This is a genomic window from Aerococcus sp. 1KP-2016 (genome assembly GCF_002252085.1).
Lineage (GTDB): Bacteria > Bacillota > Bacilli > Lactobacillales > Aerococcaceae > Aerococcus.
On the sequence record NZ_NEEY01000012.1, the window covers coordinates 21,451 to 43,287 of the forward strand.

22 protein-coding genes are annotated in these 21,837 nt (G+C 40.2%); all 22 read left to right on the top strand.

Features of this window, described 5'->3' with window-relative positions; translation table 11 throughout:
- The first annotated feature begins 104 nt into the window (after positions 1-104).
- The 22 genes from B9P78_RS03900 (at position 105) to B9P78_RS04005 (ending at position 21,792) form a co-directional block, all read left to right on the top strand.
- Complete coding sequence (locus B9P78_RS03900; protein ID WP_094518225.1) at positions 105-644, top strand: hypothetical protein; 540 nt, start codon at positions 105-107, stop codon at positions 642-644.
- Between the two features lie 29 nt (positions 645-673).
- Positions 674-2,056, top strand: coding sequence for a DNA repair protein RadA (gene radA, locus B9P78_RS03905; RefSeq protein ID WP_094518226.1), 1,383 nt, complete (start codon positions 674-676; stop codon positions 2,054-2,056).
- Between the two features lie 511 nt (positions 2,057-2,567).
- A complete protein-coding gene (locus tag B9P78_RS03910; protein ID WP_094518227.1) occupies positions 2,568-3,758 on the top strand; it encodes a PIN/TRAM domain-containing protein in 1,191 nt (396 codons plus the stop codon).
- An 88-nt stretch (positions 3,759-3,846) separates the two neighbouring features.
- Positions 3,847-5,322 carry a glutamate--tRNA ligase gene (gltX, locus tag B9P78_RS03915; protein ID WP_094518228.1) on the top strand — a complete coding sequence of 492 codons (1,476 nt, stop codon included), beginning with the start codon at positions 3,847-3,849 and terminating at the stop codon, positions 5,320-5,322.
- Positions 5,323-6,061: 739 nt separating this feature from the next.
- Positions 6,062-6,301, top strand: a complete 240-nt coding sequence (locus B9P78_RS03920) for a glutaredoxin domain-containing protein (RefSeq protein ID WP_094518229.1) — start codon at positions 6,062-6,064, stop codon at positions 6,299-6,301.
- A complete protein-coding gene (nrdI, locus tag B9P78_RS03925) occupies positions 6,289-6,693 on the top strand; it encodes a class Ib ribonucleoside-diphosphate reductase assembly flavoprotein NrdI (RefSeq protein WP_094518230.1) in 405 nt (134 codons plus the stop codon). Before B9P78_RS03920 ends, nrdI begins: the two co-directional genes overlap by 13 nt.
- Positions 6,665-8,863, top strand: a complete 2,199-nt coding sequence (nrdE, locus tag B9P78_RS03930; RefSeq protein WP_094518231.1) for a class 1b ribonucleoside-diphosphate reductase subunit alpha — start codon at positions 6,665-6,667, stop codon at positions 8,861-8,863. Before nrdI ends, nrdE begins: the two co-directional genes overlap by 29 nt.
- Before the next feature lie 67 nt (positions 8,864-8,930).
- Positions 8,931-9,941 (top strand): class 1b ribonucleoside-diphosphate reductase subunit beta, encoded by a 1,011-nt coding sequence (gene nrdF / locus B9P78_RS03935; RefSeq protein ID WP_094518232.1) that lies wholly within the window; start codon positions 8,931-8,933, stop codon positions 9,939-9,941.
- Positions 9,942-10,687: 746 nt separating this feature from the next.
- A complete protein-coding gene (locus tag B9P78_RS03940; protein ID WP_094518233.1) occupies positions 10,688-10,954 on the top strand; it encodes a response regulator in 267 nt (88 codons plus the stop codon).
- A 132-nt stretch (positions 10,955-11,086) separates the two neighbouring features.
- Positions 11,087-11,551, top strand: a complete 465-nt coding sequence (locus B9P78_RS03945) for a hypothetical protein (protein ID WP_148138573.1) — start codon at positions 11,087-11,089, stop codon at positions 11,549-11,551.
- 234 nt (positions 11,552-11,785) lie between these two features.
- Positions 11,786-12,373, top strand: a complete 588-nt coding sequence (locus B9P78_RS03950) for a xanthine phosphoribosyltransferase (protein WP_094518235.1) — start codon at positions 11,786-11,788, stop codon at positions 12,371-12,373.
- Positions 12,374-12,388: 15 nt separating this feature from the next.
- A complete protein-coding gene (locus B9P78_RS03955) occupies positions 12,389-13,672 on the top strand; it encodes a nucleobase:cation symporter-2 family protein (RefSeq protein WP_094518236.1) in 1,284 nt (427 codons plus the stop codon).
- Positions 13,673-13,879: 207 nt separating this feature from the next.
- Positions 13,880-14,716, top strand: coding sequence for a MetQ/NlpA family ABC transporter substrate-binding protein (locus B9P78_RS03960; protein ID WP_094518237.1), 837 nt, complete (start codon positions 13,880-13,882; stop codon positions 14,714-14,716).
- 954 nt (positions 14,717-15,670) lie between these two features.
- Positions 15,671-17,092, top strand: a complete 1,422-nt coding sequence (gene cysS, locus B9P78_RS03965; protein ID WP_094518238.1) for a cysteine--tRNA ligase — start codon at positions 15,671-15,673, stop codon at positions 17,090-17,092.
- Between the two features lie 48 nt (positions 17,093-17,140).
- Positions 17,141-17,587, top strand: coding sequence for a Mini-ribonuclease 3 (locus B9P78_RS03970; protein ID WP_094518239.1), 447 nt, complete (start codon positions 17,141-17,143; stop codon positions 17,585-17,587).
- Positions 17,574-18,419: a 23S rRNA (guanosine(2251)-2'-O)-methyltransferase RlmB gene (gene rlmB / locus B9P78_RS03975; protein ID WP_094518240.1), complete on the top strand. Its 846-nt coding sequence runs from the start codon at positions 17,574-17,576 to the stop codon at positions 18,417-18,419. The genes B9P78_RS03970 and rlmB overlap by 14 nt, the downstream gene beginning before the upstream one ends.
- A gap of 32 nt (positions 18,420-18,451) precedes the next feature.
- On the top strand, positions 18,452-18,991 hold the full coding sequence (locus B9P78_RS03980) for an NYN domain-containing protein (protein ID WP_094518241.1): 540 nt from the start codon (positions 18,452-18,454) through the stop codon (positions 18,989-18,991).
- A gap of 61 nt (positions 18,992-19,052) precedes the next feature.
- A complete protein-coding gene (locus B9P78_RS03985; protein ID WP_094518242.1) occupies positions 19,053-19,670 on the top strand; it encodes a sigma-70 family RNA polymerase sigma factor in 618 nt (205 codons plus the stop codon).
- A 142-nt stretch (positions 19,671-19,812) separates the two neighbouring features.
- Entirely contained in the window at positions 19,813-19,965 is a 153-nt protein-coding gene (rpmG, locus tag B9P78_RS03990; protein WP_094518243.1) for a 50S ribosomal protein L33, read from the top strand.
- Positions 19,966-19,989: 24 nt separating this feature from the next.
- On the top strand, positions 19,990-20,163 hold the full coding sequence (gene secE / locus B9P78_RS03995; RefSeq protein WP_094518244.1) for a preprotein translocase subunit SecE: 174 nt from the start codon (positions 19,990-19,992) through the stop codon (positions 20,161-20,163).
- A 134-nt stretch (positions 20,164-20,297) separates the two neighbouring features.
- Positions 20,298-20,852, top strand: a complete 555-nt coding sequence (gene nusG / locus B9P78_RS04000) for a transcription termination/antitermination protein NusG (RefSeq protein WP_094518245.1) — start codon at positions 20,298-20,300, stop codon at positions 20,850-20,852.
- Between the two features lie 394 nt (positions 20,853-21,246).
- The gene (locus tag B9P78_RS04005) at positions 21,247-21,792 is read left to right on the top strand and encodes a helix-turn-helix domain-containing protein (RefSeq protein ID WP_094518246.1); all 546 of its coding nucleotides are present in this window, start codon (positions 21,247-21,249) and stop codon (positions 21,790-21,792) included.
- Positions 21,793-21,837 lie beyond the last annotated feature (45 nt).

The following is a 21,837-nucleotide window of genomic DNA, read 5'->3' on the forward strand; positions in this document are numbered from 1 at the left end:
TAAGCCCACCGTAGACAGAAACCTCTGCATTTAGAAATCACGCCATCAATGGTACAATAGGTCAGTGAAATATAATGTATCGAGAGTAAGGGGTGGAAATAGTAATGACAAACCAAGCAAAACGAGGCTTTGAAGTAATTTCAGCCTACCAAACAGATCAAGAAATCCAATTACCAAGACGTTCCACAACCATGTCAGCCGGCTATGATATCGCAGCGGCTGAAGATATAGTCGTACCAGCAATGTGGAAAACAGGGGTGAAATATGTCTTAAAGGACATTGCCCATCTAAATGTTGCTAGTGAGGCAGACGAATCTGCCATGAAACCAGTGCTTGTACCAACGGGTCTAAAAGCGTTTATGGGTGAGAATGAATACCTACAATTAACATGTCGGTCTTCAAACCCCTTAAAACGCGGTCTTTCCCTACCAAATGGCGTGGGGATTGTGGACGCAGATTACTACAACAACGAAGGCAACGAAGGGCATTTATTTGTACAGTTGGTGAACTTTGGCTTGCACGACGTCCACATCAAAAAAGGGGAACGTATTGCGCAAGGTATCTTCCTTTCATTCTTAACGACTTCAGATGATCAACCCTTGGATCAAGTCCGTTCAGGTGGCTTTGGTTCATCAGGTAAGTAGTCGAAAAGTCTTAGAAAGGAGCCAAAGCCATGGCAAAAAAAGCTAGTACCAAATACGTCTGTCAGGCATGTGGTTATGAAAGTGTTCAATTTTACGGCAAATGTCCCAATTGTGGCGCTTGGAATCAAATGGAAGAAGAACGTGTATACGGCAAAACCATCGCCCATCCCGAAGCTAGTCATACTGGACATGCCTCAAGTCGCATGAAACCAACCAAACTAGATCAAGTCAAGGGCGAAGAAACGCCACGTGTACAAACACAAATGGGTGAACTTAATCGCGTATTGGGTGGGGGCGTGGTCCAAGGTTCACTCGTCCTTATCGGGGGTGACCCGGGGATTGGTAAATCAACCTTGATGCTCCAAGTATCGGCCGAACTGCATAAAAGTGCCGGGCCCGTACTCTATGTCTCAGGGGAAGAATCTATGCACCAAATCAAGCTACGGGCAGATCGCCTAGGCTTTGCCGGTGCAGACTTCTACGTCTATGCCGAAACCGACATGGCCGCTATTCAAGACGTCATTTACGACTTAAAACCGCGCTTTGTCGTCATCGACTCCATTCAAACCATGACCCATGAAGATGCCACTACAACGGCCGGTTCAGTCGGACAAGTCCGCCAAACAACCGCCGAGCTAATGAAAATCGCGAAATCAAACAACATTGGTATCTTTATCGTCGGCCACGTAACCAAAGAAGGGAACATCGCTGGACCAAGAATCTTGGAACATATGGTGGACACCGTTCTTTATTTTGAAGGGGAAAAACATGACACCTTTAGAATCCTACGTGCCGTGAAGAACCGTTTTGGTTCCACCAACGAAATCGGCGTCTTTGACATGCAACAGGACGGCCTACACGAAGTAACGAATCCGTCCGAATTATTCTTAGAAGAGCGACTAGCCGGTGCCAATGGGTCAGCGGTCGTCGCTTCTATGGAAGGTACCCGTCCAATCCTAACCGAAATCCAGGCTTTACTGACACCAACATCCTTTGGAAATGCGCGGCGTACAGCCAGTGGCCTAGATTACTCACGGGTATCCTTGATTATGGCTGTCCTTGAAAAACGTGCCGGCCTAATGTTACAAAATCAAGACGCCTACTTGAAATCAACAGGTGGCGTGAAATTAGATGAGCCCGCAATCGACTTGGCCATCGCCGTCGCCATTGCCTCAAGTTACCGCGAAAAGGAAACAAAACCAACCGATTGCTTTGTCGGTGAAATTGGTCTGACGGGTGAAATCCGTCGTGTTACCCGGATTGCGGAACGTGTCCAAGAAGCAGAAAAATTAGGCTTTGAACGCATTTTTATCCCTAAAAATGCCATGTCAGGTCTAACAGGTAAAGAAAAAATCAAAATTGTTGGGGTGACTACGGTGAGTGAAGTGCTCAACTCCGTCTTCCCAAGATAAAAAATAAGAGGCTGGGACAAAAGGCCTCTAAAAAGGCGTACACAATTCTTAAACAGAGTTGTGTACGCCTTTTACTTTGAAAAATCCTTATAAATTTTGATTGAAATATATCATGGGAACAGGTTTAAGGACTGAAAGTGTAGTTCCTTAGACGTGAACGAGGATGAATTCGAGACCTTGGCTCGATTCAAATTGAAAGACCTTGGCTTTCAATGATCCCACAGCTCAATAGGAACGTACACTGTAAGGACGAAAAATCTATGGTTTTAATCTTTTGTCCTAGCCTCTTTTCAATATTTTGACATGTAATATATGAAGGATGCCATTCCCACGGCAAAACTAATCTAATGAAAAACTTAAGATTAAATTTTAATGGTAAAATGGGATGCAGAAATTGTCTTTTTCGTATATGATTGTGTAAAGATTGTAAAAAAGTGTATACTTAAAATGCGGTAATTTCCGAAAGAAACCGCTTAACAATCTTGTGATTTTATTTGAGGAGGTGAAATACATGAACGATAGATTTTGGAAAATTGTGTCTAGAGTAATCGTAGTTATACTCGGTAGTTCATTAGGTTATTACCTATTGCCATTCATTTGGCGTTTGTTAAACATTAACATTCAAGTTTTCTACAATCCGATAGTTAACCTTGTGCTTGGTGCAATTATTCTTTATCTTATTTACTGGTTAATACAACCGTTGTTACTTCGATCTATACGCAATGTGGAGAAAGATTTACGTAAACTTTCAATTGAAAAAGTGATTATTTCAGGTCTAGGTGTTATTTTAGGACTAGTCCTAGCATGGTTAATTAACATTCCGTTAGTAGCCATAGGGTGGCCATTTATTTCAAACGTCTTGCCAATCATCGTAACAATCGTCCTTGGCCTATCTGGTTTTTACATCTTTTCCAATAAGAGTGCAGAAATTATGGACCTGGCGACCCGCTTACCACAAGTGAGACGTACCGAAGTGACTGATGGGAAAAGTACAGTCGATCCGCAAGCAACAGCCGTGGAAACAGGGACGGCTACAGCCGAAGTGAGCACGCAAGACCGCTATACCGAAGCATTGCTAGCCATGAAGCCAGCCGCTGTGGACGACTACCAACCCTACAAAATCTTGGATACATCTGTCATCATTGACGGCCGTATTCTTGACGTGTTGAAAGCCGGCTTTATCGAAGGTGTCATCGTGGTGCCAAACTTCGTTTTGAAAGAGTTGCAATATATCGCAGACTCTGCGGATTCGGTCAAACGTGTCCGTGGTCGTCGAGGATTAGATATTTTGAACCAAATACAAGCGTTGGATGATGTCACAGTTGATTTCTATGCAGGTGATTTCGAAGATGAATCTGAAGTTGACTTGAAATTGCTGCTTTTAGCCAAAGTGGTCAATGGCGTAGTTGTCACAAATGATTACAATTTAAATAAGGTCAGTCAATTCCATAAGATTAAGGTCTTAAACATCAATGAATTAGCAAATTCGCTTAAATCAGTCGTGATTCCAGGTGAAATGCTGACAGTGCATATTGTCAAAGCAGGAACTGAACGCCAACAAGGTGTGGCCTATATGGATGATGGTACCATGATCGTTGTCGAAGAAGGAAAACATCACATCGATGAAAGCCTACGTGTGGAGATTACTTCAGCTATTCAAACCAATGCGGGACGCATGGTCTTTGCCAAAATAGCTGACTAGTTATATAATAATAACGATGAAGAAATAGGTTGGTAAATTCTGCCAACCTATTTTAATTGAATGCTTACAATAAAAAGGAGAAAATATAATGTCAGATAAAGTTCGCGTACGTTATGCGCCAAGTCCAACTGGTCATTTACATATTGGGAATGCTCGTACGGCCTTGTTCAACTACTTATTCGCTCGTCACAACGATGGGGAATTCATTATCCGTATTGAAGATACAGATACGAAACGTAATATTGAAGATGGAGAAAAAAGCCAATTAGAAAACCTAACTTGGTTAGGAATTGAATGGAATGAAGGTCCAGACAAGCCAGGCGAATACGGCCCATACCGTCAATCAGAACGTAAAGACATTTATGATCGCTACCTTGATGAGTTACTAGAAAAAGGTCTAGCTTACTACGCTTTCGATACTTCTGAAGAAATCGAAGCAGAACACGAAGCCCAAGTTGCTAACGGTGAAACACCTCGTTACATCGGCAAATGGCGTGACCGTTCTCAAGCAGATATCGAAGCAGCGCGTGCTGAAGGCCGTCCAGAAACCATCCGTTTCCGCGTACCTGAAAACACAACCTATACGTTTGATGATATGGTGAAAGGTGAAATCTCATTTGAATCTGCAGCCATTTCAGGGGACTTCGTTATCCGTAAACAAGACGGTATGCCAACATACAACTTTGCCGTTGTAGTAGACGACCACTTGATGGAAATCTCACATGTATTACGTGGTGACGACCATATTGCCAACACACCAAAACAATTGATGATTTACGATGCATTAGGTTTCGAACGTCCAACATTCGGCCATATGACATTGATTACCAACTCTGAAACTGGTAAGAAATTATCTAAACGTGACGAATCAATCCTACAATTTATTGAACAATACCGTGATCTTGGTTACTTACCAGACGCAATGTTCAACTTTATTACCTTATTAGGATGGTCGCCAAAAGGTGAAGAAGAAATCTTCTCTCATGACGAATTAATCGAAATCTTTGATACAAAACGTTTGAGTAAATCACCAGCTGCTTTCGATAACAAGAAACTAGAATGGATCAACAACCGTTACATGAAAGCTGCAGATGCAGAATCAGTTGCTGCCTTAGCAATCCAACATCTACAAAAAGCTGGTCGTGTATCTGAAAATCCATCAGCAGAAGAATTAGCATGGATAGAAAAATTGGTATCATTGTATAAAGACGAAATGTCTTATGCAGCTGAAATCGTTGAATTGTCAGACATGTTCTTCCAAGATGAATTATCTATCGCTGACGAAGCCAAAGCTGTACTTGAAGGCGAAGGCGTGAAGGAAGTATTAACTGCTTTCCAAGCAAAATTAGCTGAAATTGCTGAAGCAGATTTCACTGAAGAAAACATCATGGCTGCTATCAAAGCTGTTCAAAAAGAAACAGGGATCAAAGGTAAAAACCTATACATGCCAATCCGTGTAGCCACATCAGGTGAACAACACGGTCCTTCAATTGGATTAACAATTGAAGTATTAGGAAAAGAAAAAGTAGCACATCATTTAGACCAAGCCTTAGCTGGACTATAAGATAGGCACGACGAAGAGACCGGGAAAATCCCGGTCTCTTTTTTGATTGCCCTAAAATATATCATGTAGGGTTGTGCTCCTTTTGGCTGTGACTTATTTAACTCATATAGGTCACAGGATTGGTTGTTGAGAGGCCTATTTTCCTAAATAAGTCACAAGGTTGGATAATGGTGGCCTATTTTCCTATATAGGTCACAGGATTGGTTGGAGAGAGGCCTATTTTCTTATATAAGTCACAAGGTTGGATAATGGTGGATTATTTTTCTATATAAGTCATAAGATTAGTTGTTGAGAGGCCTATTTTCCTAAATAAGTCACAGGTTTTAGGAATCTACATGATAAAGATGGAAATTTATGATTGTATCATTTTATCCCAACCTCGTACGTAATGATGAATAGCAAAATGCGCTATTTTCATCTCTCAAAAGTCCGCACCTGTATTTCGCCAACGGTTGCGGGCTTTTCATATAGCCCATTCATCACATAAAAACAAAAAATGTGTTCATCAGCCAATATTCCCGCATTGTCTTTTTCATTTAATTCCTGACCAGCGTATGCCAACGTGGATTAGCTATCTTCAAAAAATACAGCTTGTTTTATGCCAAAATTTAAATGGTGCCATTCGTTGAAGGCCCTATCTCGACTAGCTATACTTGGAATTGCGAAACACAATATATAGGGTGTGGTTTCAAAAGTATGACCCAATATATAGGGTTTTAACAATAAGGAGAGATGAAATATGACGATTACTGTTTATGCTAAGAGTGGCTGCCCACAATGTATCTTTGCCAAAAAATACTTACAAGCACAAGATGTGCCCTTTGAAGAAAAACGTGTAGATTTAGAAGAAACCTATCTAGAAGAAGTACGCGCAATGGGTTACCAAGCTTTACCAGTTATCGCAGATAGTACAGGTAATGCCTTTCATGGCTACGTCCCTGAAAAATTGGAAGCGTTGGTGGCAGCATGGCGTGCATAGTTTACTACTCATTAACTGGCCAAACGCGCAAATTTGTAAATAAGGTGACGGGCTTCGATAAATACGAAATTTCCAGTGACAAGGAAGCTATTGAAATGTCTGAACCATTTATCATGGTCATCCCGTCATATGAAAGTCATGTCTATGGTGATGTCATTGAAACAGCAGAAGAATTTCTAGAATGCGGTGACAACGCCCAACTATGCAAAGGATTCTTCGGTGGTGGCAACCGCAATTTTGCCCAATTATTCTGTGTAACAGTCAAAGAATTATCGGCACTCTTTGATGTTCCCGTCTTACACGGTTTTGAATTCCAAGGATCCCCACTAGATGTTGCCAAATTGACAAAGGAGTTAGAGGAAATTGACCAATACGAAAAAGTTAAGCATTGAAAATACCAAGGAAATTACCTACTTCAAACTAAATAATATGGTAAATATCCCAACGGCAGCGAAGCAAATCCAACTGCATAAGGATAAGGAAGCAGTCCGTGCCTATTTTTTGGAGTATGTGAATCCTAATACCGTTTTCTTCCATTCATTGCATGAAAAGATTCATTTCTTAATGGATAATGACTATATTGAACGTACATTTATCGAAAAATATGATTTTGATTTCATTAAATCCCTGTTCGACCACTTGTACAGCTACAAATTCCGCTTTAAATCATTCATGGCGGCTTACAAATTCTATACCCAATATGCGCTCAAAACGAACGATAATCAGCGCTTCTTAGAACGTTACGAAGACCGCATCGCCTTTGTGGCACTTTATTTAGCAGATGGCGATGAAGAATTGGCCTGGGGTATCGCGGAAGAACACATTCAACATCGTTTGCAAATGGCCACACCGACTTTCCTAAATGCCGGTAAGAAACGCCGCGGCGAGATGGTATCCTGCTTCCTGATTGATGTGCAAGACAACATGGAATCAATCGGACGTGCCATCAACTCCTCCTTACAATTATCCAAACGCGGTGGTGGCGTTGGCGTCAATCTGTCTAACTTGCGCGAAGCGGGGTCAGTCATCAAAGGCATTGAAAACGCTGGCTCAGGCGTAGTGCCCGTCATGAAACTCTTGGAAGACGCCTTCTCTTATGCCAACCAATTGGGCCAACGAAACGGGGCCGGCGTTGTATATCTGAACGCCTTCCATCCAGATGTTTATGAATTTCTTTCAACGAAAAAGGAAAATGCTGACGAAAAAATACGGGTAAAAACGTTGTCACTTGGCCTCGTTGTACCAGACAAATACTACGAACTCTTGAAGACCAATGAACCCATGTATCTGTTCAGCCCTTACGACGTCGAAAGAATCTATGGTCAGCCCTTCGGCTATGTTGACATCACCACCCATTATGAAGAAATGGTCGCCAACAAAGACATCAAAAAGTACAAGATTAATGCGCGTGAATTGGAGCAAGAAATTTCTAAATTGCAACAAGAATCTGGCTATCCATATATCGTGAACATTGATACAGCCAACCGTGAGAATCCTATTGACGGTACCATTACCATGTCCAATTTGTGTTCAGAAATTATGCAAGTGCAATCACCATCCGAACTAAATGAAGATTTGTCCTATGCATCTGTTGGTCTAGATATTTCATGTAACTTGGCTTCAACAAATATCACTGAAATGCTCAAGACAGCCGATATCGAAAGATCAATCGATATCGCAGTGCGTGCCTTAACGGCAGTATCAGATATGACGTCAATAAAGGCGGTACCAAGTGTGGAACGTGGTAATGCCGCTTATAATTCTGTTGGATTAGGGGCCATGGGCTTGCATACGGCACTTGCAACCAACCACATTCACTATGGTTCAGAGGAAGCGCTAGAATTAACCGACGCCTATTTCCGTGTTTTACGATTCTACGCACTCAAGACCAGCAACCGTATTGCCAAAGAACGTGGGGAAAGCTTCTTTGAATTTGAAAAATCAGCCTATGCTGATGGGTCATATATCCGTGAACGTTATATTGATGGGCAAAGTCCTTTTAGCTTCAAGTCTGAAAAGGTAGCCGAAATCTTTGCGAATATTCATGTGCCAACGCCGGATGATTGGGCGGATTTAAATCAAGCGATTATGACGGACGGTCTATATAATGCCTATTTACTTACTGTCGCACCAACGGGATCAATTTCCTACATCAATGAGGCGTCGTCTTCCTTGCATCCAATTGTGCATTTGATTGAGAATCGTCAAGAAACAAATATTGGTTCTATGTACTATCCTGCGCCGTATTTAGATAACGAAACGATTCACTATTATCAGTCTGCCTATGATACCGACATGCGGAAGGTAATAGACACCTATGCCGTGGCACAGCAACATATTGATCAAGGGATGTCGCTGACACTATTCATGAAATCTACCATTCCGGAAGGCCTATATGAATGGAAAAATGGCAGCACCGATAAGATGACAACCCGCGATTTAAACCGCTTACGTAACTACGCCTGGAAAAAAGGCATTAAATCGATTTATTATGTGCGTACATACACCGATGACTTCGCCAAAGAGATTGGTGTAGATCAATGTGAGTCATGCTTAATTTAGGGATTTGTTGCGACAAGTTAGAAGAGACAGGTTATCAGCACACAAGATCTAGGAGGACACCATCACCATGACCAAGAAAAAATATTTTAATCAAATTATTGGCGGAGAACCGACCAATGACAATGTTACTTATTATAAATCGATTGACTGGGACCGCGTAGAGGACGCTATTGATAAATCTACCTGGGAAAAATTAACCAGCCAATTCTGGTTGGATACCCGGATTCCGGTTTCTAATGACCGCGATGATTGGCGCTTATTAAAGGATGAAGAACGCGATGTTGTGAATAAAGCCTTTGCAGGGTTAACCGCCTTGGATACCTTGCAATCTGAAGAAGGCGCGAATGTGATGCGCGACGCTGTGCGGACCCAACATGAGGAAGCTGTATTAAACAACATTCTATTTATGGAATCCGTTCATGCCAAATCATACTCAACAATTTTCATTTCCTTGAATACCAGCCGTGAAATTGACGAAATTTTTGACTGGGCCAATAACAATGAATATCTACAATACAAGGCTAGAAGAATCAATGAAATTTATCAAAATGGCACAGGTCTTCAAAGAAAAGTAGCCAGTGTATTCTTAGAAACCTACCTATTCTATTCAGGTTTCTATGCACCACTGTGGTATCTAGGTAACAACAAGTTAGAAAATGTCGCGGAAATTATCAAATTGATCATCCGCGATGAGTCAGTTCATGGGACTTATTTAGGCTACAAATTCCAAAAAGGCTTCAATGCCTTACCACTTGAAGAACAAAATGCTTTGAAAGATTGGATGTATGCCTTACTCTTCGATTTGATGGAAAATGAAGAAAAATACACCGAGGAAATTTACACCCAAGTAGGTTGGACTCAAGAAGTAAATACCTTTGTACATTACAATGCTAATAAAGCCTTGCAAAATCTTGGTTTTGAAGCCTTCTATCCAGACGGTATGGCCGAAAACGTCAATCCAATCGTGATGAACGGCATCTCAACAGACTCAAGTAATCATGACTTCTTCTCACAAGTAGGTAACTCATACTTGATGGGTGAATCAGAAGCCATGGACGAGGACGACTACGACTTCTAAAAGGATGAGAGAAAAAGCGTTATGGCCCTAACCACTGGAAGAATAGTGCCGTGGCGCACGAAGTGAGACGCAAACTATTCTTCCAGTGGGCAAGGGACAGCTTTTTCGAACTAGACTAAAGGATGAGAGAAAAAGCGGTTGGGACAAATGCTTCCAACCGCTTTTCCTGTATTGTGAATGACCTAATTATAGAATAATTCGAGATACTAGAAAATAATGCGAAATTTTATAATATAAAATTTCATTCTATAAAAAAATGACCAATATTATTAAATGACGGCTCATTCTTTATAAATAATAAAATCTGTCAAATATGGGAATATATACTATAAAAAAAGAACATATTTTATAGCATCGCAATTTATTCTCTATAAAAACGCCCAAAATTAGAGAATGACATGTTCATTCTCTAATCGCAGTGTTGTCAGCAAGTGTAGAACAACTCTCCCTCGATAATGGTTCTTTTTTTTTTTGCGGGCCACTCTTCAACAAAAAAAAATTGATGTGATTTTTACCCACCAATGCACCTGGTTTACTAGGCAAAATTGGTGGGTATTTTGTACAAATTTATACGGGTCAAAATCCACAAACCCACGAACTATGCTATACTACTGTAAACGTATACAGCGATATTTTTCACTAAAATTATATGTATTTTAGGTTAAAATGGATAGGTAAGAAGTGTTCCTATTATAATAAAATTGAGGAAATAGAAAACAAAGAGCACGTGTTTGTGGGGGATAATTATGGGTAACGAAAAGATTCACTTGTCAATCATCGAGGATGATGCCATTTTTGCGGAAGCACTACGGATGGTAGGCGAAGATATTCAGGCCAGTGGCTTCGATATCGAAATTGATACCTTTCTGGATGGCAATGCATTTGTTCAATCAGAGGTTTTTCATTCGAAGCAAAAGCAGGTCGTCCTGCTCAACGATAATTTGACGAAATTAGATGGGTTTGAAGTGACTAGACGATTAAGGGAACTGCCAAATAGCCAACATATTTTGTGATTATGATGTCAATGGGGACGACAGAGGAAGAAATCATTCATGCCTTTAAAATTGGTATTGATGACTTTATCACGAGGCCTTTAAATTTACGGATTTTACAGACGTTTATGGAAAGGGTCATAGAAAGGTTGCGTGGAGAAGATGAACCTATTCTTTAGAATTTTACTTTATACCATGGCAGCCTTAAACCGTCGCTATTACAATGTAGATGAAGACAAGTTGGAGCCATTTAAAGCCTATGAAACCGGCAAACTCCTTGAAGGTAACGGTGACCCCGCTTCACCAGACTACAATTCGCTAGCTGACTATTACGTCAACGAAGAAACGGGTGTAATTGAAGTTAGATTACCATGGTTACTACTATCAGCCAAAGATCCAAGCCAGAAAGAATTCCAAGGCGACATCATGGCAGATGGCCTGGACGCCACCGTCAAGGTCGAAGACATCACTATTGGGGCAACCTACTTAGATGATAAAGACCAGGTCCTATATCAAGCCCCATCCAAGACCTATACATGGGACAACTGGAATGTACCATTGACCGCAGAACGTCTCAAAGCATCTTATAGCATCATCCAAGAAACCTTTGGTAAATAGCAATAAGCATAAGCCCTCAAAGAACAGACACAGTGTCTGGCCTTTGAGGGCTTTCTATTTGATATAAAAATTCAAAATAGAACCAAAAACTAACATAAAGCGTATGTTTCAAAGAAATATGAAGAAATAGGAAAATTAAAGCGAACATTAACTTGCAATACAAGTGAATTGTTCGTACAATAAATAATATAAAAAAATGAAAACAAGCAACAAAGAAGAGGGGATTTATACAAAATGAATTACTTACAAGAACGCATCCTAAAAGACGGCACTGTCATCGACGAAAAGATTTTAAAAATTGACTCATTTTTAAACCATCAAATCGATCCGAAAGTGATGCACGAAATCCAAAGTAACTTCTTTGATTACTTTAAATCACGTGAAATTACCAAAGTATTAACCATCGAAGCCAGTGGTATCGCACCAGCATTATTAGTTGCTTCACACTTCCAAGTACCAATGTTGTTCGCTAAGAAATCTGAACCATCAACCTTAACTGCAAGTGGTAAATATGCAACACGCGTGCATTCGTTCACCAAAGACAAAGACTCTGACGTCATCGTTTCAAAAGAATATTTAAGCGCAGACGACAAAGTCCTAATCATTGATGACTTCTTAGCTAACGGCGAAGCAAGCTTAGGTTTAATCGATTTAGTCAATCAAGCAGGCGCAGAAGTAGTCGGTGTTGGTATCTGTGTTGAAAAATCTTTCCAACCTGGACGTCAACGTTTACTAGAAGCAGGCGTAGATTTATATTCAATCTGCCGTATCGCTTCATTAGCAGGCAACAAAGTAACATTTGTTGACGAAGAGGCAGAATAGGATAGGTGCCCACAAGTGAAAAATATCGACTTCAAAGATATCTTTGGTGCCAAGACAACCTTCCTGTCACTACAACATCTACTAGCCATGTATGCCGGTGCCATCGTCGTACCCCTTATCGTATCTAGTAGCCTAAACTTTACGAACGCTCAAACTTTATACCTAGTATCAGCGGATATCGTTATTTCAGGAATTGCGACTTTCTTACAACTATACCGCGGTAAATTCATCGGTATCGGCCTACCAGTCGTAATGGCATGTTCTTTCACTGCCATTGGCCCAATGATTAAGGTGGGTAGCCAATACGGTCTATCTACCATGTTTGGTTCTATCCTAGCAGCAGGTGTCATCATCATGTTACTAGCACCAATCTTTGCGAAATTATCGCATTTGTTCCCACCATTAGTAACAGGAACGATCGTGACCTTAATTGGGGCAACCTTAATTCCCGTTGCCATCAATAACCTGGCAGGAGGTCAAGGTAGTGCCGACTTCGGTAACATCGACAACCTAGTCCTAGGCTTACTTACCTTCCTAATCATTCTATTCCTATACCGCTACACCAAAGGGTTCCTTCAATCCATTTCAATTTTAATTGGTCTAGTAGCAGGTATGATCATTGCCATCTTTATGGGTAAAATGGATTTCCAACCAATCCTAGATGCATCTTGGTTCCAACTACCAATGCCATTTGCTATTACGGCACCAAGCTTTAACTTTTCAGCCATTATTAGTTTGACAATTGTTGGGATTATCTCAATGATTGAAGTAACCGGCATTGATTACGCCTTATCAGGCATGTTAGACAAGAAAATTGACGAAGCTGACTTACGTCGCTCATACCTATCTGTTGGGATTGGCTACCTGCTAGCCGGTATCTTTAATACCTCACCACAAACAGCCTTCTCTCAAAACGTTGGTGTGGTACAAATGTCAGGTCAAAAACGTAAATCCATCTTCATCAACTTGATTATCTTGATGTTGATTTGTGGTTTGCTACCCAAAATTGGGGCTATCGCAACAGCAGTACCCGCACCAGTACTTGGCGGGGCAATGATTTTCCTATTTGGTAACGTATTATCATATGGTATCAGCGTACTAGGTGCACAAGACCTTAGCGATAACCGTAACCAAATTATGATTGGGGCAGCCATCACCATTGGTTTAGGTGTCTCAATCGTACCGGATGCTTTCGCACAATTACCAGAATGGTTATCATGGTTAACATCAAGCGGTATCGTAGCCGGTGCTGTAACCGTCGTACTACTGAATATCTTCTTCCATGGCGTGAAGAAATAGTTCATCTAAATATGTGTTCCAACCAACCAGCTAGGGCATCCACCTCCCTTAGCTGGTTTTTCTATATCATGTCATTCGATAACTGACAATATATGATAGGCTTAGGGTATCAAACTTCATGCAAAATAGGTATGGAAGGGGTATTGCAATAGACCTAGGCTTTACCTACAATAAGAGGAAGAAGAGAAATACAGAGGAGAATGCACAATGAAGAAATATGTACGATTACTAGCCCTTGCCTTAGTCGGTTTGGTTCTAGCAGCTTGTGGTCAAACAAGCGAAACAACAAAAGTAAAAGTAGGCTTAGTTGGGGACAAGGCGGACCAATGGGAATACCTCCAAGAAGTCTTACTAGAAAAAGAAAACATCGAACTTGAATTGGTAAAATTCACTGACTACCGTCAACCAATCGAAGCCCTACAAGATGGTTCAATCGACATGCATGCAGCCTTAACAGAAATCTACATGGACTCAATCAATGAAGAAGCAGGCTACACCAATACAACTTTAGGATATACCACCTTAAATCCAATGGGTGTCTTCTCTGAAAAGATTGAAAGCCTTGACGATTTAGCAGATAACGCAACAGTAGCTATTCCGGATGACGTATCTAATGGTTCACGTGCCTTATTACTACTACAAACAGCAGGCTTAATTGAAGTAGATCCATCAAAAGGTAACCTGCCAACAGTTAGTGACATCACATCAAATCCTAAAAACTTACAATTTGAAGAAATGGCTTCAAACCAAACAGCACGTGCCTTAGGCGATGTAGACATTTCAGTCATCAATAACGATATGGCAACAGATGCAGGTTACATTCCAACACAAGATGCAATCTTCCTTGAACCAGTAGCAGACACATCAAAACCTTACTACAACGTCATTGCCGTTCAAGAAGACCAAACAGAAAACGAAACCTACAAAACAATTTTGGAATACTACCAAACAGACGAAGTAGCGGCCATCATTGACGAAATGTCAGCAGGTTCAAGCATCCCTGTATGGGACGGCGCACCACAAGCAAGTGAAACAACAAACTAATAACAAATGAAAAATGACCCGAGTAAGCGGGTCATTTTTTGTTAAAACAAAGATTACTTAAATATCACCATAATAGAATCATAATTATTAGCTGCGGATAAGAGCGGTCAATAGATGGAGAGGGTTACGTAAAATGAAAATTCATTTATTTAATGAAATAGGTTAATTTTTGATGTTTCTATAACTTATTATCGTCAATAAATGAATCTTTTTCCTGAAATTCATCTATATGACGGAATAGATGAATTTTTTTGATAATTTTCATTTATCTGAGGAAATAAATGAAGGAAGCAAATTTTTTCACTTATTTAGTTAAATAAGTGAAAACTCATTAGTTTAAACTGAATCCCAAGAACTAGACACGTCGAATTCTACAGAAAAATTATATTCATTTTTATTATCATTTCGATAATATAGGGGTACATTATTTGTATTTCCACTGAATGTTTTCTTAGTATTATGCAATATTTTAAAGGCTTAACAACAAGATTTGCCAAATATAGGCATGTATAAAAAATGATGAATTTCATTTTTCGTATAATTTACAATTGTTTCATACAAAAGTGGGTAAAAAGATCGTTTTAATGAGATTAAAATTAAAAATAAATGAGAGATAATCCGAGTGTTTAACTCAAAAGAGATAAAACACACTATTTTACTTTCTGCTTCATCATGAATTGTAAATATTATTACCTATAGTAGATCGTTGGCTAAGCATTCATTTCTAGTATGGCGTGAAATGTGTTAGAATGAAGGGGATTCTACAGTGAAAAACACTCTCATCAAATTGTCATTATCAAAAAATAAGCGATTTGAAAATGTAGTCGATCTGTTTCTATAATAAGCGTATACGAAGCAACCCGTATCAGCATGCAGACGGCTTTTTCGTATCGCTCTAGAATAGACCGACGGCAATCATTGATTCAATTCTCGGACATAGGAAGGGCAAACATTATGCTAAAAATTTACAATACGTTAACCAATCAGAAAGAAGTATTTACACCATTAGTACCAGGCAAGATTTCAATGTATGTGTGTGGGCCAACGGTATATAACTACATTCATATTGGGAATGCCCGGTCTACGGTCGCTTTTGATACAGTACGCCGCTACTTTGAATACCGTGGTTTCGATGTAAACTACGTATCTAACTTTACGGACGTGGATGACAAGATTATTAAACGTGCCAATGAAGAAGGTTTAACGCCTGAACAAATTGCGGATAAGTATATTGCCGCATTCTATGAAGATACAGATGCGCTTCATGTCAAACGTGCGACTAAAAATCCACGTGTGATGGAAAATATGGATGATATCATCACTTTCGTTGAAGATTTAATTGAAAAGGACTATGCCTATGAAGTGGACGGCGACGTCTACTATAGAACGCGTAAATTCAAACATTACGGTCAATTATCTGATCAAAATATCGATGATTTACGTGCGGGTGCGTCTGAACGTGTGGAAGCGGACAGCCAAACTAAAAAGGAAGATAGTGTGGATTTTGCCTTATGGAAGGCAGCCAAACCAGGTGAAATTTCTTGGTCATCTCCTTGGGGTGAGGGTCGTCCAGGCTGGCATATCGAATGTTCAGTCATGTCTACGAAATTTTTAGGAGATACCTTGGATATTCATGGTGGGGGTCATGATTTGACTTTCCCTCATCATGAGAATGAAATCGCCCAATCAGAGGCACACACGGGTCATACCTTTGCGAATTACTGGATGCACAACGGTTTTGTGACAATGGGTGATGACGATGAGAAGATGTCTAAATCACTAGGCAACTTTGTCTTGGCGCATGATTTGATGAAACAAGTGGACCCACAAGTGGTTCGTTTCTTCTTAGCGTCAGCGCACTACCGTTCACCATTACGTTTCAACGAAGAAAACATCCAAGATGCCACCAACAATCTAAATAACTTGAAGACGGCTTATGCCAACTTGAACTATCGTTTTAATGACGCTAAAGATAGTCTTCCAAGTGATGGTGACCACCTGAAAGCTATCGAAGAGATTCAAGCAGCTTTTGTTGAAGCGATGGATGATGATATCAACACACCAAATGGTTTGACGGAAGTCTATCGTTTGATGCGTGAAATCAACATTTATTCAAATGAAGCAGAAGTATCTAAAGTGGTTCTACAAGCAATGAAAGACAGTTTTGTAGCCTTGTTAGCTATCTTTGGTGTGGCCTTATCAGACGAGAAGGAATTACTTGCTGATGATATCCAAGCCTTAATTGATGAACGTAATCAAGCGCGTGCGGACAAGAATTTTGCCCGTGCAGATGAAATTCGTGACCAATTGAAAGACCAAGGCATTATCTTAGATGATACTGCCCAAGGTACCCGTTGGAAACGAGAAGAAGCCTAATGCGTCATAAGCCAATGAATCAAATGAACAAAGAAAAGAGTCGTCTATATGTCAGAGTATAAATCCTTATCAACTAATCAAATCAATCAATTGAGTGGGCTTACCCTAGCTTATTTAGGGGATGCGTCTTGGGAGGTTGTTGTCCGCAGCTACCTCGTGAACCAAGGGCTCACCAAACCTAAAGACTTGCACAAGGCTGCAACGAGCTTTGTCTCTGCTAAGGGACAGGCTGCTTTCATTGAATTGATGGAAAATACACCAGGTTTTCTGACGGAAGACGAAATCACCATCTATAAACGTGGCCGTAATGCCAAGAGCCATTCGAGCGCCAAGAATGCCGACATCCATACATACAGGATTGCGACAGGTTTTGAAGCCTTGATGGGCTACGTTTATTTGACGGATAAGGATCGTTTTGACACGATTACCCAATTCTGTATCGACCATATTGACCAAGCGCAAGGAAACGAGGAAGCAACGAATGGCACGAAATAATCAAGGATTCCAAGAGAATCGCAAGAAACGTCAACCCCGCAAATCAGCACCGGAACTAACAGCTGAGGACCTAGCCGAATTAGACGGTCAGGCACCTGATTTCATCTACGGTTTCCATGCTGTAATGGAAGTATTAGAAGGTGACCACGACGTCAACAAGGTTTTCCTACAAACCGGTTTAAATGAAAAGAATGCCCAAGCCATCTTAACAGCTGCTAAGAAACGCAATATTCTAGTTTCTAATGTACCTAAAGAAAAATTAGATACCCTATCTGATGGTGGGAACCACCAAGGTGTGGTCATTGCAGTTGCGGCGTATAAGTATGCTGAACTAGAGGATATCTTTGCTAAGGCAGAAGAAGCCCAAGAAGATCCAATCATCATGATTCTAGATGGTATTGAAGATCCACATAATTTGGGATCAATTTTACGTACGGCAGATGCTGCAGGGGTCCACGGGGTGATTATTCAAAACCGTCGTGCAGTAGGCTTAACGCAAGTTGTAGCTAAGACTTCAACGGGTGCGATTGAACACGTACCGGTTGTACGCGTGACCAATATTTCAAACACCATTGAAACACTAAAAGAACGTGGTGTTTGGGTCTTTGGTACCGATATGAAGGGTCAATCAATGTGGCAAATGGACGCAACGCTACCAATTGCTGTTGTCATTGGTAACGAAGGAAAAGGCGTATCACCAGGCGTTAAGAAACACCTGGACGGTATGATAACGATTCCTATGCGGGGGCACGTGCAAAGTTTAAATGCCAGCGTAGCGGCAGGCTTATTGATGTATCAAATTTATCAAAATCGGATGACAAAAAAGGGCTAAAATTGTTTTAACAAGGGAAGGGAGGGAACGGTATGGCATTAAAGAAAGAACGTTTAATTGTGGATGGCTATAATATGATTGGTTCCTGGCCAGAGTTAGTGAAATTAAAGAATCGTGACGAAATTGAAGAGGCACGGGATACTTTGCTGGAACAGTTGTCTAATTTTGTGGGCTATCACGGGATTGAAACATGGGTTGTCTTTGATGCGATGTTCGTTCCTGGTATTTCTAAATCTTACGACCAATTTAACCTACATGTGGTGTTCACAAGTGAGGGTCAGACGGCAGATTCTTATATCGAGGAAATGATTGTCGACCTTGTGAGCCCAATTCATAATGTCACCGTAGCGACGAGTGACCTGGCTGAACAGCGGATGGTATTCCAAAAAGGTGCTTTGAGACAATCGGCACAGGAGTTATATCGCGCCATTCAAAAGACCAATGTGGAAATCACACATGGTAGCAATGATTACGAATATAATAAATATCAACGATCCATACCATGGTCAGTCCATCAACTAGATAAATTAGGCAATTTTTATAAGAATTTGACGAGTAAAAAAGACGAGTAATGATATTTTTTGTGCAGGATATTTTTGGATTGAGCCTGGAGGGTCTATGGGAGGACGTTCAATGGCAAAGGAAAAGTACCAAACTGATCAGACACGGATATTGGCTTTAGTCGCTGAGGGTAAACAGTCCCTCACGGAAGAAGTGTTCACAGCATTGTATGAAGAAGTAAAACCGATTTTATATGCCAACCGGTGGCGTGTACCCAAGAACATCTTGGAGAACGATGATTATTATCAGGAAGCTAGGGTGTGTTTGATGCAGGCGGTTGATGCCTATAAATTAGATAGCAACGCCTTGTTTACAACCTATTTCTCAAATGTGTTTAAGAACCGTTTGCTGGATATTCGCCGGATGCATTTAACTGACAAACGGATTGCCAATTATAAAATTGATCGAAAACTGCATTTGTTTTTAAATGAGAGTGAAGACCAGGGATTGGAAAATTTTCTGCAAACTAAGGAGTTTCCACCTGAGCATGCCTTTTTGTTCAATGAGAGCATTACGCGGTATGAGGATAGCTTGTCTGAAATGGAGCGTAAAGCTTATGATTATTTCAAGGCTGGTCTATCCTATGCGGAGATGTCAGATATTGCCGGGATGTCCAAGAAACAATTACAGTCATTGATTTCAAAGTGCAAACAAAAGTATCGGAAAATTTTATCAGACTTATTTGATTGAACTCGGAAGCTGGTGTCTTGGACGCCAGTTTCTTTTTTTACCGAAAAATATGTTATAATATAAAGTGATGAACGAAAAAATTGACATTGACCGTCGAAGTGCGTACCATGTACAATGAATTTGAAACAAGGAGATCAACAATATGCCAGTAAAAAAAGTATCACTTGCATGTTCTGTATGTGGTTCTCGTAATTACACAACAAATAGTAATGCAAGCAACCGTACAGAGCGTTTAGAAGTGAAGAAATTCTGTAAACACTGTAACCAACACACAATTCATAAAGAAACAAAATAGGAAAAGGCAAGGGTGAGCGTTTAAATGCAATTCATTAAAGATGTATGGCACGAAATGAGACTAACTACATGGCCAAGTGGTGGCGAATTAATGCGCTACACGGGTATTGTCCTATCTACTATTGTCCTAGTTGCGATTTTCCTAGGTATTGTAGACAGCTTAGCGCAATGGGCCTTCGCGTGGTTTATTAACCTATAATTGAAAGTTCTTATAGCCGATGCGCGAGTAGTGTGTTATAATGAGCACGAATAAATCGAACAAAAAACCTTTCATCTTAGGGAAGGTTTTTTAATTTGCATAAATTTAAGTAATGAAAGATAAGGAGCATAACGATGGCAGAAGAAATTGAACAAGCAAAACAATGGTATGTGCTACATACTTACTCTGGATATGAAAACAAAGTAAAACAAAACCTTGAAATGCGTATTACATCAATGGACATGGAAGAATACATTTTCCGTGTAATCGTTCCTGAAGAAGAGCACGTAGAAATAACAAAAACAGGTAAAGAAAAGATTATTAAAATCAAAAACTTCCCTGGTTACGTGTTAGTCGAAATGATCATGTCTGATGAAGCATGGTTCGTTGTACGTAATACACCAGGTGTTACCGGTTTCCTAGGTTCTCACGGTCAAGGTTCAAAACCAACACCATTATTACCTGATGAAGTACGTAACATCTTATCAAGCTTAGGTGACGGTGGTTTCAACCGCAACATGACATTCGAATTGAATGAAGTTGTGAAAGTAATCGATGGTGCCTTCGATGGTATGGAAGGTCGCGTTCAAGAAATCGATGCAGAACACGGTAAATTGAAATTAACTGTTGAAATGTTCGGTCGTGAAACACTAGCAGAAGTGGACTACAACCAAGTAGACAAATTCTAATTGTTGATGAATGAAGAGGTGGTGCCGTGGCGCCACCTCTTTTCTTTTTTGAGGGTCAACCTTGTACCGAATGAAGTAGTCATCGTTGTATTATGAGAGAAATCGACCAGAATAACCGGTTCAAGTGTACAAAAATGGGGAAATCGTCCACAATAATAGCCATTCGGTAGGCAAGTAAGCGGCGCTACAGAATGGAGAAGGATGCTGTATGGCATCAAAAAATCGTATTGAATAGACGGATACTGCCTACAAAATCTGAAAATCCTACTGAATAAGTACACATTGTGTAATTGTCCTATTACTCACAACAAATACAACCAATCAAAAAGCGTCCGCCAAGCCTTGTAGAGGCCCCCAAAAGTACGAACAAAATCTCTTTTGGGGGTTTATTTTTATGGCAAAATATTCACTAGAATTTAAATTGGAAATTGTTAAACATTATCTGGGGAACTATGGTGGCTACCTAGCGGTAGCAAAGAAATATAATATACAAGATTCTATTGTAAGAAGATGGGTTAATAGCTATCAACAATTTGGAATCGAAGGACTGAAACGTAGTAAGAATCAAACTCATTACTCTGTTAATTTTAAGCTTAGTGCTGTAAAATTGTATGAAACAACAGAGATGAGTTATCGAGAAGTAGCCAATTCATTAGGGATGAATAACCCTAGTTTAATTTGTAATTGGCGCACTACTATCCTCAAGAAAGGCGTCGATGGCTTATCAGAACAGAGAGGTAGGCCACCGAAAATGGGTAAACGGAAGAAAGCTGATAAGAAAGTATTTCAGAATCCAAAGAATATAACTAGAGAAGATGTAAACGTTGAGCGTCTGAGACAACTTGAAAACGAAAATCGTGATTTGAGAATCGAGAATGAATTTTTAAAGGAATTAGGGAGATTGCAGGAAGCAGAGAAACAGCAACAAAGAAACAAATAGTTCAAGCAATCTACAATCTCCATAATATTAATAAATTCAAATTAG